Raw genomic sequence first — 13,854 nt, 5'->3', positions numbered from 1 at the left:
GCCGACGCTGCTGGTGACCGGCGGTTCGCAGGGCGCCCGGCGGCTGAACGAGGCGGTGCTCGGCGCCCAGCGGCAACTGGGCGCCGCCGGCATCCAGGTGCTGCACATCGCCGGGGCCAAGAACCCGCTGACCGCGCCGGACCGGGCGGCCGACGAGCCCCCGTACCGGGTGCTGCCCTACCTGGACCCGATGGCCGAGGGCTATGCCGCCGCCGACTTCGTGCTGTGCCGGTCCGGGGCGATGACCTGTGCGGAGCTGACCGCGGTGGGGTTGCCGGCCGCGTACGTGCCGCTGCCGCTGCGCGGTGGCGAGCAGCGGCTCAACGCCGAGCCGATCGTGGCGGCCGGTGGTGGCCTGATGGTCGCCGACGAGAACTGCGATGCTGCCTGGGTGGCCCAGAACGTGACCGCCGTGCTCACCGACCCGCCCCGGCTGGCGACGATGGCCGCTGCCGCCCGGCGGGCCGGCGCGCCGGATGCCGGTGCGGTGCTGGCCCGCGCCGTCCTGGAGGTGGCTCGTGGCCGGCACCGCTGAGCCCGGGGCCGCTGAGCCTGGGGCTGGAACGGCTGAGCCCGCGGCTAGGGCCCGAGGCGGCACCGTTGAGCGGCCGGCCGGCTGGTCGGCACCCGGCGCCGCACTGGTGGCCAGCGCCGCCACCGAGGTGGTCCCGCCGGCCGCCGACCTCGGTCGGGTGCACGTGATGGGGATCGCCGGGTCCGGCATGAGCGCGCTGGCCCGGATCCTGCTGGCCCGCGGCGTCGCGGTGACCGGGTGCGAGAGCCGGGAATCGGCCACCGTCGCGCAACTGCGCGAGCTGGGTGCCGAGATCCGGATCGGGCATGCCCTGGAGCACCTGGACGGCACCGACACGCTGGTCTACACCACCGCCATCGACCCGGAGAACTTCGAACTGGTCGCCGGCCGGGAGCGGGGCCTGCGGGTGCTGCGCCGGGCCACCGCGCTGGCGGCCATGATCGCCGGCCACCGGTGCGTGGCGATCGCCGGCACCCACGGCAAGACCACCACCACCTCGCTGCTCACCACCGCGGCGCTGGCGGCCGGCCTCGATCCGTCCTTCGCCATCGGGGCGAACCTGGCCGGCACCGGGACCAACGGGCAGGCCGGCGGCGGCGAGCTGTTCCTGGTCGAGGCCGACGAGAGCGACGGATCGTTCCTGCTGCTGTGGCCGGAGATCGCGGTGCTGACCAACGTCGAGGCCGACCACCTGGAGAGCCACGGCGACCTGGAAGGGGTGTTCCGGGCATTCGAGCAGTTCGTCGACCGGATCGCCGAGGGCGGCCGGCTGTTCTACTGCGCCGACGACGCCGGCGCCCGCCGGATCGCCGGGTACGCCCGCGGCCGGGGCGTCCGGGTGATCGGGTACGGCACCGGTCCGGAGGCCGACATCCGGGTCTCAGACATCCGGGAGCTGCCCGACGCGGTGGAGTTCACCGTGCACCGTCCAGGCAGAACTCCGACAGACGTCCGGGTCGGCTCGCTGGTCGGGCGGCACATGGCGCTCAACGCGACGGCCGCGCTCGCGGTGGCCGAGGAGCTCGGCGTGCCGGCCGAGCAGGCGGTCGCCGGCTGGCGGAACTTCGGCGGCGTGCAGCGCCGGTTCGAGTTCCACGGCGAGGCGGCCGGCGTGCGGGTGTACGACGACTACGCCCACCATCCGACGGAGGTGGCCGCCCAGCTCGCCGCCGCCCGTGGCGTGCTGGCCGGCACCGGGCGGTTGATCGCGATCTTCCAGCCCGGCACCTACAGCCGCACCCAGACCTTCGCCGCCGAGTTCGGCGAGGCGATGGCGCTGGCCGACATCGCGGTGGTGATGGACATCTTCCCGGCCCGGGAGCGGCCGATCCCGGGGGTGACCGGTGAGCTGATCGCGCGGGAGATCCCGCTGCCGGCCGGACAGGTCGTCTACGAGCCGGACTGGCACGCGGTGGCGGCCCGGGTGGCCGCCCTGGCCCGGCCCGGTGACCTGCTGCTGACCATGGGGATCGGCGACGTCCACCTGCTGTGCGCCGACCTGCTGACCGAGCTGGCCGAGTTGGCCGCCCGGGGCGGCCCGGAGGCCTCCGCATGACCGGCCGGCTGGTCCGGCTCCGTCCGGCCCGGTGGTGGTACGGCGTCGCGGCGCTGCTGGTGCTGGCACTGGCGGCCTGGCTGATCGGCTTCTCCAGCGTCCTGGGGGTGCGTTCGGTGAACGTGGTCGGCGCCCGCACGGTGACCGCCGCCCAGGTGCGGGCGGCGGCCGGCATCCGGCCGGGCACCCCGCTGGCCCGGCTGGACCTGGCCGCGGTGCGCGACCGGCTGCGCGCGGTGGCGCCGATCCGCACCGTCACGGTGAGCAGGTCGTACCCGGCCACCGTGACGATCCGGATCACCGAGCGGGTCGCGATCGGCTACCGCCCGGTGGACCCGGGTACCGGTGGGGGAGCGGTGCTGCTGGTGGACCGCGACAACGTGGCCTTCCGCACCGTCTCGGCGGTACCCAAGCACCTGCCGCGGCTGCTGGTGCCGGCCACCGGAGCCTCGGCCACCGCCGCGGCGCTGGTCGCCGGAGCACTGCCCGCCGCGATCGTGGCCAAGCTGGCCTCGGTGTCGGCGCCGAGCGAGCAGTCGGTCACCCTGTCGCTGCGCGACGGTCGGTCGGTGCTGTGGGGCGGCACCGACCGCAGTGCCGACAAGGCCCGGTTGCTGGCGGTGCTGCTCGGCCGGCCCGGCCGCTACTTCGACCTCAGCGACCCCAGCGCGGTGACCAGCCGGCTCGATCCCGGCAACTGACCGCGGAGTCCGATCCTCAGCTTGTCCCGTGTTTTTCGGTGTGTCGCGGCGCGCCTGGACGGTGCCGGCGCCCTGGCGAACTACTTTTCCTGATATCGCTCAGGTTGACATAACGTTAACGGTCTACTTGAGGGTGAGGGTTTCGAACAGCGGTACCCAGCACACCACCACCGAAGACCGAAGCAAAGCGAAGGACGAGCCACATGACCTCACCCCACAACTACCTCGCGGTGATCAAGGTCGTCGGTGTCGGCGGCGGCGGCGTCAACGCGGTCAACCGGATGATCGAGCAGGGCCTCAAGGGTGTCGAGTTCATCGCAGTGAACACCGACGCGCAGGCCCTGCTGATGTCCGACGCGGACGTCAAGCTCGACGTCGGTCGTGAGCTGACCCGGGGCCTCGGGGCCGGCGCGCAGCCCGAGGTCGGCCGCAAGGCCGCCGAGGACCACCGCGACGAGATCGAAGAGGTCCTCAAGGGCGCCGACATGGTGTTCGTGACGGCGGGCGAGGGCGGTGGCACCGGCACCGGCGGCGCCCCGGTGATCGCCAGCATCTCGCGCAAGCTGGGCGCGCTGACCATCGGTGTGGTGACCCGGCCGTTCTCCTTCGAGGGCAAGAAGCGCGCCACCCAGGCCGAGCTCGGCATCGAGCAGCTGCGCTCGGAGTGCGACACCCTGATCGTGATCCCCAACGACCGGCTGCTGCAGATCTCCGACCACAGCGTCTCGGTGATGGATGCCTTCCGCAGCGCCGACCAGGTGCTGCTGTCCGGTGTGCAGGGCATCACCGACCTGATCACCACCCCCGGCCTGATCAACCTCGACTTCGCCGACGTCAAGAGCGTGATGAGCGGCGCCGGCTCGGCCCTGATGGGCATCGGTGCGGCCCGCGGCGAGGGCCGGGCCCGGGCGGCCGCCGAGATGGCGATCGCCAGCCCGCTGCTGGAGGCGAGCATGGACGGCGCCCACGGGGTGCTGCTGTCTATCTACGGCGGGTCGGACCTGGGCCTGTTCGAGATCAACGACGCCGCCAGCCTGGTGGCCGAGTCCGCCCACCCGGACGCCAACATCATCTTCGGCGCGGTCATCGACGACACCCTGGGCGACGAGGTCAAGGTGACCGTGATCGCGGCCGGCTTCGACTCCGGCCAGCTGCCGTACAAGAAGGTCGAGCTCCCGTCCGTCCGCCGCGAGCCGGAGGCCGCGCCGGTCAGCGTGCCGGCCACCCCGGCACCGGCGATGAACGGGTCCCGCCCGGTGCCGGCGTTCGCGCCCAGCACCGGTGCGCACGGCCAGTCTCCCCAGAGCGTGCCAGCTGGCAACGGATCGACCGGTGCCAGCTGGTCACACACCACCACCACCCGCAAGCCGGTTGACCTGGACGAGGAGCTGGACGTACCCGACTTCCTCAAGTAGGCCACCGGCGCGCTGTGCCCTCCTCGCCGCCGCACGCTTTGATGGGTCGGTGACGATGACTGCACCCTCTTCGCCGACCGACCGGCTGGCCGAGCTGCGCGCCAACCTGGCCGCGGTGCGATCCAGGATCGAGGCCGGCTGCCAGGCGGCCGGCCGGTCCAGCGCCGAGATCACCCTGATCGCGGTCACCAAGTTCTTCCCGGTGACCGACGTGGCCCTGCTGGCCGAGCTCGGCGTGACCGACGTCGGCGAGAGCCGCGACCAGGACGCCTCGGTCAAGGCCGCCGAGCTGGCCGAGCACACTTCCATCGCCGTCCGGTGGCACTTCATCGGCCGGCTGCAGACCAACAAGGCGCGCTCGGTGGCCCGCTACGCCGACCTGGTGCACAGCGTGGACCGGCCGGGCCTGGCGGATGCGCTGGCCGACGGTGCCCGGCGGGCCGAACGGTCGGCGCTCGACGTGCTGGTGCAGCTGAACCTGGATGAATCGGCCGAGGATGTCCCTACCGGCCGGGGCGGCGGAACGGCCGACGACCTGCTCCGGCTGGCCGATCAGGTCGCGGCCTCGGACGTGCTGCGGCTGGCCGGGATCATGGCGATCGCCCCGCTCGGCGGCGACGCCGACCGGGCGTTCGACCGGCTGGCCGAGGTGGCCCAGCGGCTGCGCGCCGACCACCCGCAGGCCGCCGTCGTCTCGGCCGGCATGAGCGAGGACCTGGAGGCCGCACTCCGGCACGGCGCAACACACGTGCGGATCGGTACGGCGTTGCTCGGCCGCCGCGAACCACAATTCGGATAGCGTCGGGCCGCAGCAGCGCGAGTACCTACACAGGAGGACGAAATGGCTACAGCCTTTCGGAAGATGGGCGTCTACCTCGGACTGGTCGAGGACGACGACTACGCCGACGGCGGCGGCACGGAGTCCTACGGTGCGCTCGCGCGCGACACCCAGTACCACCGGCGCGAGGTCGAGGTGGCGCCGGCGCGCGGCGGCTACGAGGCGGTCGCCGTCGAGGCCGAGGGTTACGAGGAGTACGAGGTGACCTACGAGCCGCCGACGCAGCGGATCACCACCCTGCACCCGCGCACCTACAACGAGGCCAAGACGATCGGCCTGCAGTTCCGGGCGGGTACGCCGGTCATCATGAACCTGTCCGAGATGGACGATTCGGACGCCAAGCGACTGGTCGACTTCGCCGCCGGGCTGACCTTCGGCCTGCACGGCAGCATCGAACGCGTCACCCCCAAGGTGTTCCTGCTCAGCCCGCACAACGTCTCGGTGACCGCTGCGGACAAGCAGCGGATCGCCGAGGGCGGCTTCTACAACCAGAGCTGAGGCGTCGGCGTACTCACCATGCGGGTGAGACAATGGGCCCATGTCGACGTTCTGGGCCGCGATCGGTCTTGTACTGCTGGTGTTCTACCTACTGGTGATCGCGCGGCTGATCGTCGAGACGACGCGCAGCTTCGCCCGGTCCTGGCGTCCGGCGGGGGCCACCGCGGTTGGCCTGGAGGCCGTGTACACGGTGACCGACCCGCCGATGAAGCTGCTGCGCCGGCTGATTCCCCCGCTGCGGATGGGCGGGGTGAGCTTCGATCTGAGCGTGATCGTCCTGTTGATCGGGATCTGGATCCTGCGCGCGATCGTCACCTCGCTGGCCGCCAGCTGACTGCACAGGCACGTCCGGACGGCGTCCCCGGGTCTTTTCGCCACTCGCGGGGTATGACCGCGACGGGGGTGGCTATCCTTCCAGTGCACCGGTTTTCCGGAGCCGGTGCTGGCAGTGACCACAACTTCGCGGTTGCCGCACTACTACATGTTTGTCCGTTGCACGCCAGGACGGCCCGTTCGCGGGCGGTCCGCACTCCACATGAGGTGACTCGATGCCTTTGACGCCCGCTGAAGTCCACAACGTGGTCTTCAAGAAGCCCCCGATCGGCAAGCGCGGGTACGACGAAGAAGAGGTCGACGCCTTCCTCGACATCATCGAAGTCGAACTCGCCCGCCTGATCGACGAGAACGCCGACCTGCGCGACCGTGCCCCCGGTGCTACCCCGGACGGTTCGGCGCTGGCGGCGGCCCGCGAGGAGAACCGCAAGCTCTCCGCCCGGGTCGGCGAGCTGGAGTCGGCCTTGACCCAGGCCCGGCAGCCCGCGGCCGGCGGGCAGAACGAGGCGGCGCTGACGGCGGCACAGGAGGAGAACCGCAAGTTGGCCGCCCGGATCAGCGAGCTGGAGACGGCCGTCACCCAGGCCCGCCAGGCCGCCACCCAGGCCCAGCAGGAACTGGCGGCTGCCAAGCAGGCCGGCTCCGCCGCCCGGGCCGGTGCTGCCGGCGGCGACGGCCTCAGCCAGCTCAGCCAGGCCGAGCGGGTGCTGGCGCTGGCGCAGCAGGCAGCCGACGAGCAGACCGCCGCGGCCAAGGCGCACTCGGAAAAGACCATTGCCGAGGCCAAGGCGCACCACGAGCGGGTGCAGGCCGAGGCGCGTGCCTTCCACGAGAAGACGGTCGCCGAGGCCCAGTCGCGCGCCGAGCAGCTCGACCGGGACTCCCGCGCCAAGGCCGCCAGCACCATCTCCGAGGCCGAGCAGCGGGCCAACCAGATCACCACCCAGCTCGAGCAGCGCAAGGCGGCCCTGGAGAAGCGGCTGGAGGAGCTGCGCACCTTCGAGCACGAGTACCGGTCGCGGCTCAAGAGCTACCTGGAGTCGCAGCTGCGTGACCTCGACACCAGCACCCGGGCCGAGCCGGTGAGCCAGCCGGCCGGGGCGGACAAGCAGTCCGGCTGAGCGTTCCCGGACAGCAGGGTTCCGGCCGGCTGAGGCCGTAGCGGAGTTACCGGAGCGAGAGGCCGCGACGTGCAGGTAGTGGTGGTTCTGCTGCTCGTCGCGAGCCTGGCGCTGCTGGTGTCGGGTCTGATCACCGGCGGTACTCCGCTGGTGGTCATCTCCATCGTGGCCAGCCTGCTGGCCGGCTACCTGATCTCCCGGTACCGCAACCGGCAGCCGGCGACCGGTACGCCATCCAGGCGGCCTGCCGCCGCGCCGGCTGACCCACCGGTCGCCCTGGTCGGCAGGTCTGGCACCCCGTCCGCTGGCTCGGTTGGTTCGTTCGCTGTCCCGGCTGGTAGGCCTGCTGTCCCCTCTGCCGGCGTGGCTGGTGCACCCACCCGCGTAGCTGGCTCGCCCGCCGACCTGGCTGGTGCGCCGCCCACCGGCCTGGCTGGTGCGCCGTCCGCCGGCGGCGGCGCCGTTTCGGCGCCCGCCGTTCCCGCCCCGCCTGCCGCGTCCGATCCGGCGGCCGGGCTCGACCCGGCGGCGCAGGCCGGGGGCGAGCCGGTTGGCAGGCACAGCCAGGAGGCGCACCTCGCCGAGCAGGACGAGCCGGAGGCCGACGACCCGCCGATCGCCGAGACCGACCCGCCGCTGCGCAGCCGGGGCGACGAGTCGGTCTGGGTGATCGACGGACGGCCGCGCTACCACCTGGCCGACTGCGACTTCCTGCTCGACCGCGAGCCCGAGCCGGTGCCGCTGCGGCAGGCGGTCGAGGACGGCTTCACCCCCTGCGCGCTGTGCGACCCCGATTCGGGGCTGGTGGCCGCCGCGAATCGCGGTTAGCCCATCCCGAGCCGGTTGGCCCATCCGAGCGGTTAACCCACTCTCCAGCCGGCTTGCTCGTCCCGAGCCGGTCAGCCCATCTCCAGTCGGCTTGCTCGTCCCGAGCCGGGCTTGCTCGTCTCCGAGCTGGCTTGCTCGTCTCCGAGCTGGCTTGCTCGTCTCGAGCCGGCTCCCGGTCTAGCCGACCCGCGCCAGCCAGAGGTGCAGGCCGAGCTCGGTGTCGCCGGCGGCGAAGAAGCCGTCCGGCTGCGCCGGGGCGCCCTCGGCGAGGGTACCGGCCAGCACCTCCCGTGACAGCTCCGCGCCGTGCTCCCGGATCGCCTGGGCGGGTTCCGGTGAACCGCCGACCGTCCAGTGCAGCACGATCCGGTCGGTGACGTCGAAGCCGGCGTTCTTGCGGGCCTCTTGCACGATCCGGATCACCTCCCGGAGCAGGCCGAGCCGGCGCAGCCCTGCGGTCAGCTCCAGGTCCAGCGCCACTGTCTCCGATCCGGAGGTCTCCACCGCCCAGCCGGACACCGGCGCCTCGCTGATCAGCACCTCCTCGGCGGTGATCTCGCCGAACTCGCCGAGCGTGAACGAGCCTGCGGTCCGGATCGAGCCGGCGATGCCGGCCGGTTCGGCGGCGCTGATCGCCGCGGCGACCTCCTTGGTCCGAGACCCGAACCGCCGGCCCAGCGCGCGGAAGTTCGGCTTGACCGTGACGTCCACCAGGTCGGCGGCGCTGGCCAGCTCGGCGAGCTCCACCACGTTCAGCTCGTCGGCGACCTCCCGGCGCAGCTGCTCGGGCAGTGCGGTCCAGCCGGCCGCCGAGATCAGCGCCCGGGCCAGCGGCTGGCGGGTCTTCACCCCGGATGCGGCCCGGGCCGCCCGGCCCAATTCCACCACCCGGCGCACCAGGGCGACCTGGGCCGACAGTGTGGCCTCGGTCGGGGCGCCGGTGTCCGGCCAGGCTGCCAGGTGCACCGACTGCACCCCGGTGACCTCGGCGAACAGCGCCTGCCAGACCCGCTCGGTGACGAACGGCACGAACGGCGCCAGCAGCCGGGTGAGGACGTCCAGGCAGCTGTGCAGGGTCTCCAGCGCGGCCGGGTCGCCGTCCCAGAACCGCCGCCGGGAGCGCCGCACGTACCAGTTGGACAGGTCGTCGATCAGCCCGGACAGGGCCCGGCCGGCCCGGGCCGGGTCGTAGGCCTCCAGGGCGGCGTCCACCTCGGCGGCGACCCGGTCGGTCTCGGCGCGGGCCCAGCGGTCCAGCACGGACAGCTCGCCGCCCCCGCTGCCCGGCGTCCAGTCGTTGGCCCGGGCGTACAGCGACTGGAACGAGGCGATCGACCAGTACGTGCGCAGCACCTTGGAGGCGATCTCCTCCAGGTTCTTGTGCCCGATCCGGCGCGCCGACCACGGCGATCCGCTGGCCAGCATGAACCAGCGCACCGCGTCGGCGCCGTGCCGCTCCATCAGCGGGATCGGCTCCAGGATGTTGCCTAGGTGCTTGCTCATCTTGCGGCCGTCCTCGGCCAGGATGTGGCCCAGGCACACCACGTTGCGGTAGCTGGACTCGTCGAAGACCAGCGTGCCGACCACCATCAGGGTGTAGAACCAGCCCCGGGTCTGGTCGATCGCCTCGGAGATGAAGTCGGCGGGGTAGTTGCGCCGGGCGAGCTCGGCGTTGCGGTACGGCGCGCCGAACTGGGCGAACGGCATGGAACCGGAGTCGAACCAGCCGTCGATCACCTGCGGCACCCGAGAGAAGGTGCCCGGCACGCCGGGCAGCGTGAAGGTCGGGGCGTCGACGAACGGCCGGTGCGGGTCCAGTTCGGACAGGTCGGTGCCGGTCAGCTCGGACAGCTCGGCCAACGAGCCGACGCAGACCAGCCGGCTCGGGTCGGTGTCGTTTCGCCAGATCGGCAGCGGGGTGCCCCAGTACCGGTCGCGGGACAGCGCCCAGTCGATGTTGTTGTTCAGCCAGTCGCCGTAGCGGCCGTGCTTGATGGTGTCGGGGTACCAGTTGGTGGCCTCGTTCTGGGCCAGCAGCTCGGCCTTGCGCTCGGTGGTGCGGATGTAGAACGAGGGCAGCGCGTAGTACATCAGCGGCGTGTGGCAGCGCCAGCAGTGCGGGTAGGAGTGCTCGTAGGCCAGGTGCTTGACCAGCAGGCCACGCTGGGCGAGGTCCTTGACCAGCTGGTCGTCGGCGTCCTTGAAGAACACCCCGCCGACCTCGGGCACCTCGGCGAGGAAGTGTCCGTCCTTGCCGACCGGGTTGACCACCGGTATGCCGTAGGCCCGGCAGGTCGCCAGGTCGTCCGGGCCGAAGGCCGGAGCCTGGTGCACCAGACCGGAGCCGTCGTCGGTGGTGACGTAGTCGGCCAGCACCACGAAGTGCGCCGGGTTGTCGGAGGTGCCGATCTCGACGTAGTCGAACGGGCGCTGGTAGCTCCAGCGCTCCATCTCCCGGCCGGTGTAGCTGCCGATGGTCTCGGTGCCCGGCGGCAGCTGGTGGCTGGCCGCGCCGCCGAGGAAGGTGACCAGCGTCTGGCCGTCCGGGGTGCGCACGACGGAGTACGTGACGTCCGGGTTGACCGCCACCGCGGTGTTGGACACCAGCGTCCAGGGCGTGGTGGTCCAGATCAGCAGGTCGGCCTGCCCGGCCAGCGGGCCCGAGGTCAACGGCAGCCGGACATAGACGGAGGGGTCGACCACGGTCTCGTAGCCCTGGGCCACCTCGTGGTCGGACAGGCCGGTGCCGCACCGCGGGCAGTACGGCGCCACCCGGTAATCCTCGACCAGCAGGCCCTGGTCGAAGATCCGCTTGAGCGCCCACCACACCGACTCGACGTAGTCGGAGTCCATGGTCCAGTAGGCGTTGTCGTAGTCGGCCCAGTAGCCCATCCGCTCGCTCATCGCGGTGAACTGGTCGACGTTGCGCTGCACCTCGGCCCGGCACTGGGCGTTGAACTCGGCGATGCCGTACCGCTCGATGTCCGGCTTGCCGGTGAAGCCCAGCTGCTTCTCCACGGCGAGCTCGACCGGCAGACCGTGGCAGTCCCAGCCGGCCATTCGGGGCACCGAGTAGCCCTTCATGGTCTTGAACCGGGGGAACAGGTCCTTGAACGCGCGGGCCTCGATGTGGTGGGTGCCGGGCGTGCCGTTGGCGGTCGGCGGCCCCTCGTAGAAGACGTAGGACGGCCCGCCGGCGGTCTGCTCCAGGCTCTTGGAGAAGATCTGGTTCTCCCGCCAGAACGCGATCACCTCGTGGTCGGTCGCCGCCAGATCCACGTGGGCGGGCAGGGCCTGGTAGGCCATCGCGGAACTCTCCTTCGCCGGACCGTGCCGACCCGGGTTCGGATCGGCCCTTCGGTGAAGGGACGACAGCGAGGCTGCCGCGGTACCACCCCTCTTGGCATTCCGCCGGAATGCCCACTCTTGTCATGCGTTCGGTTCTACTCGTGCCGTCTGACACTTTCTTCCGAAGCTCGGAGGTGATTTCGCCACTCCGGCGCTGGGCTCCGGGCTCCCACCGTCCCCGGCTCGCTGCTGCCTGCCACCGGCGCTACTTGTCCTCGTCAACGCCTGGCGCCCAGTCTACTGGCCCGCGCAGCTGGATTCCGGACGGACGCGGGGGCGCGTGCGTCGCGAGGGTCTCGGTCGGCCCTGAAGTGTGGGCAGCGCCACCCGGCGTGCCGCTACCGTCTCGGACGGTCAACTCGTATCCTGGCGACCTTGTCAGCGCCGGTGTCGTTCACCGGTGGCGGCACCGGGCGAGAGGGGCCTCGATGGCCGGCGTGCGAAACCGGATCGGTGCAGCGCTGCGGCGCGCCGGCGACGTGTCGGCCGCGGCCGCCGACAAGGTGACGACAGCCGGCCGGGCGACCAGGGCGGCGGCACAGTCGGTGACCAAGCAGACGGGCAGCTCCGGACGGGTGAGCCCGGCCAAGGCCGCCAAGAGCGCGGCGGGTGCTTCGGGAGCCGGGTCCGCGACCAAGGCGGCGGGTTCGAAGGCGCCGGGTACCAAGGCGGCGGCGAAGAAGGCACCGGTCGCTAAAGCACCGGCGGCGTCGGGTACCAAGGTCGTCGCCAAGGCCCCGGCGGCGAAGGTGGCGGGTACCAAGGTTGCCGCCAAGGCGGCGGTGAAGGCGACCGGCAAAGCAACGGGGAGCGCGGCGGCCAAGGCTGCCCCGGCCAAGACCGTTAAGACCGCGCCGGCCAAGAGCGCGGCCAAGGCTGCCCCGGCCAAGGCTGGAGCGGCTGTCAAGAGCACCGCCAAGGCCACCCCAACCAAGACGGCCAAGGCCACCCCAACCAAGACGGCCAAGACTGCACCAGCCAAGACGGCCAAGGCTGCGCCGGCCAAGACCACCTCGGCTAAGGCCACGCCGGCTACCAAGACGGTCAAGGCCGCGGCTGCGCCCACGAGCGCACCGGCCAAGAAGGCCCCGGCCGCCACCAAGACGGCCAAGGCCACCCCGGCGGCCACCAGTACACCGGCCAAGAAGGCCGCGGCCACCGCGCCGGCCAAGAAGGCCCCTGCCAAGAAGGCATCCGTAACCAAGGCGCCGGCCAAGAACACGCCCGCCAAGAAGGCGCCGGCCGAGGCCACCACCGCGCCGGCCCCGGCTGGAGCCGAACCCGCCGCCCAGAACGCCGGCGACTTGAACGCCGCGGACCTGGCTGAGATCCGCGGCCGGCTGCAGGACGAGCTGGCCGAGATGCAGCTGGAGTACGACCGGTCGATGAGCCAGCTGGACGAGCTCGCGCAGTCCCAGGACGGAGCGGGCGACGACCAGGCCGATGCCGGCAGCAAGGCGTTCGAGCGGGAGCAGGAGCAGTCGATCGCGGCCAACCGGCACCTGCTGATCGAGCAGATCCAGCACGCCATCGAACGGATCGACTCCGGCACCTACGGGATCTGCGAGGACTGCGGCAAGCCCATCCCCAAGGCCCGGCTCAAGGCGTTGCCGATGGCGACCCTGGACGCCGAGTGCAAGGCCCGGGCCGAACGTCGCTAGCCCGCAGGACCATCGGCCGGCCGCTGTGGTGCTGACCGGTCTGGCGATGCGCGAGAATGGGATGCGTGACCGACCCTCGCCCGGCTGACCCCGAACCGAGCGCCGGACCGGTGACCGGTCGGCGGCCCCGGACCCGGATGTGGCTGTTCTTCGGCACCGCGCTGGTCGCACTAGTCGCCGACGTGCTGAGCAAGGTCCTGGTGGTGGCCCACATCCAGCCGACCGATCCAGGGATTCGGCTGCTCGGCGGCGCGGTCTACCTGGTGCAGGCCCGCAACAGCGGCGCCGCCTTCTCCGTCGGCACCGGCGCCACCGTGGTGTTGACCGGCATCTCGATCCTGGTCGTCGCGATCATGCTGCGGGCGGCGCGGCGGCTGACCTCGTCCGGCTGGGCGGTCGCGCTCGGGCTGGTGCTCGGCGGTGCGGTCGGCAACCTGGCGGATCGGCTGTTCCGGGCACCGTCACCGGGCCGGGGTCACGTGGTGGACTGGATCTCGGTGTTCGCCCGCGACGGGCATGTCTGGCCGATCTTCAACCTGGCCGATTCGGCGATCGTCACCGGCGGCGCGCTGGCCGTGCTGCTATCGCTGCGCGGCGTCGAGTTCGGCTCCGAGCGCCGGCGCGACGCCGACCCCAACGCCCAGACGCCCGACCCGGCCCTCGAGCACAGGCCGCATGACTGAGGTACGGATGCTGCCGGTGCCCGAGGGCCTGGACGGCTTGCGGCTCGACGTCGCGCTGTCGCGGCTGTTCGGGCTGTCCCGCACGGTCGCCGCCGACCTGATCGACGACGGGGCGGTCACCCTGGACGGCGCCAGCCCGGCTCGCTCCGAGAAGGTGCGCGGCGGCGCCTGGCTGGAGGTCAGCATGCCGGAGCCGGTGGACCTGGCCGCCGCCCCGCCCCGGCCGGTGGACGGCCTGGTGGTGCTGCATTCCGACGACGACCTGGTGGTCATCGACAAGCCGGTCGGGGTCGCGGCGCACCCCAGCATCGGCTGGGAGGGTCCGACGGTCACCCAGG

Annotated in this window: 13 protein-coding genes; 12 read left to right on the top strand and 1 reads right to left on the bottom strand. The window is 72.0% G+C overall.

The genetic code is table 11. The features are described from left to right. The 9 genes from VLJ82_RS04065 to VLJ82_RS04025 all read left to right on the top strand — a co-directional run. Positions 1-535: UDP-N-acetylglucosamine--N-acetylmuramyl-(pentapeptide) pyrophosphoryl-undecaprenol N-acetylglucosamine transferase (locus VLJ82_RS04065; protein WP_408662043.1), on the top strand; the 535-nt coding region annotated here is incomplete at its 5' end. A gap of 106 nt (positions 536-641) precedes the next feature. Continuing rightward, positions 642-2,090: a UDP-N-acetylmuramate--L-alanine ligase gene (gene murC / locus VLJ82_RS04060; protein ID WP_408662042.1), complete on the top strand. Its 1,449-nt coding sequence runs from the start codon at positions 642-644 to the stop codon at positions 2,088-2,090. Next, on the top strand, positions 2,087-2,791 hold the full coding sequence (locus VLJ82_RS04055) for a cell division protein FtsQ/DivIB (protein ID WP_408662041.1): 705 nt from the start codon (positions 2,087-2,089) through the stop codon (positions 2,789-2,791). Before murC ends, VLJ82_RS04055 begins: the two co-directional genes overlap by 4 nt. 203 nt (positions 2,792-2,994) lie before the next feature. Continuing rightward, positions 2,995-4,206, top strand: a complete 1,212-nt coding sequence (ftsZ, locus tag VLJ82_RS04050) for a cell division protein FtsZ (protein WP_408662040.1) — start codon at positions 2,995-2,997, stop codon at positions 4,204-4,206. Between the two features lie 55 nt (positions 4,207-4,261). After that, positions 4,262-5,005, top strand: coding sequence for a YggS family pyridoxal phosphate-dependent enzyme (locus tag VLJ82_RS04045; protein WP_408662039.1), 744 nt, complete (start codon positions 4,262-4,264; stop codon positions 5,003-5,005). Between the two features lie 42 nt (positions 5,006-5,047). Continuing rightward, entirely contained in the window at positions 5,048-5,542 is a 495-nt protein-coding gene (locus VLJ82_RS04040; protein WP_408662038.1) for a cell division protein SepF, read from the top strand. Positions 5,543-5,582: 40 nt separating this feature from the next. Beyond that, entirely contained in the window at positions 5,583-5,876 is a 294-nt protein-coding gene (locus tag VLJ82_RS04035; protein WP_408662037.1) for a YggT family protein, read from the top strand. A 214-nt stretch (positions 5,877-6,090) separates the two neighbouring features. After that, positions 6,091-6,996: a DivIVA domain-containing protein gene (locus VLJ82_RS04030; RefSeq protein WP_408662036.1), complete on the top strand. Its 906-nt coding sequence runs from the start codon at positions 6,091-6,093 to the stop codon at positions 6,994-6,996. 78 nt (positions 6,997-7,074) lie between these two features. Then, positions 7,075-7,824 (top strand): hypothetical protein, encoded by a 750-nt coding sequence (locus VLJ82_RS04025; RefSeq protein WP_408662035.1) that lies wholly within the window; start codon positions 7,075-7,077, stop codon positions 7,822-7,824. Between the two features lie 177 nt (positions 7,825-8,001). Here the strand turns inward: VLJ82_RS04025 and ileS are convergent, their stop codons facing one another. After that, complete coding sequence (ileS, locus tag VLJ82_RS04020) at positions 8,002-11,130, bottom strand: isoleucine--tRNA ligase (protein WP_408662034.1); 3,129 nt, start codon at positions 11,128-11,130, stop codon at positions 8,002-8,004. Between the two features lie 470 nt (positions 11,131-11,600). Here ileS and VLJ82_RS04015 point away from each other — a divergent pair, with 470 nt between their 5' ends. The 3 genes from VLJ82_RS04015 to VLJ82_RS04005 all read left to right on the top strand — a co-directional run. Next, positions 11,601-12,833 (top strand): TraR/DksA family transcriptional regulator, encoded by a 1,233-nt coding sequence (locus VLJ82_RS04015; protein ID WP_408662033.1) that lies wholly within the window; start codon positions 11,601-11,603, stop codon positions 12,831-12,833. Between the two features lie 65 nt (positions 12,834-12,898). After that, positions 12,899-13,516 (top strand): signal peptidase II, encoded by a 618-nt coding sequence (gene lspA / locus VLJ82_RS04010; RefSeq protein ID WP_408662032.1) that lies wholly within the window; start codon positions 12,899-12,901, stop codon positions 13,514-13,516. Then, on the top strand, positions 13,509-13,854 hold a 346-nt coding region (locus VLJ82_RS04005; RefSeq protein ID WP_408662031.1), incomplete at its 3' end, for a S4 domain-containing protein. The genes lspA and VLJ82_RS04005, both read left to right, overlap by 8 nt.

The organism is Jatrophihabitans sp. (genome assembly GCF_035474675.1).
Taxonomy (GTDB): Bacteria; Actinomycetota; Actinomycetes; order Mycobacteriales; family Jatrophihabitantaceae; genus Jatrophihabitans_A.
Note: the sequence above shows the minus strand (reverse complement) of the source record. Positions and strands in the feature narration are given on the sequence as shown.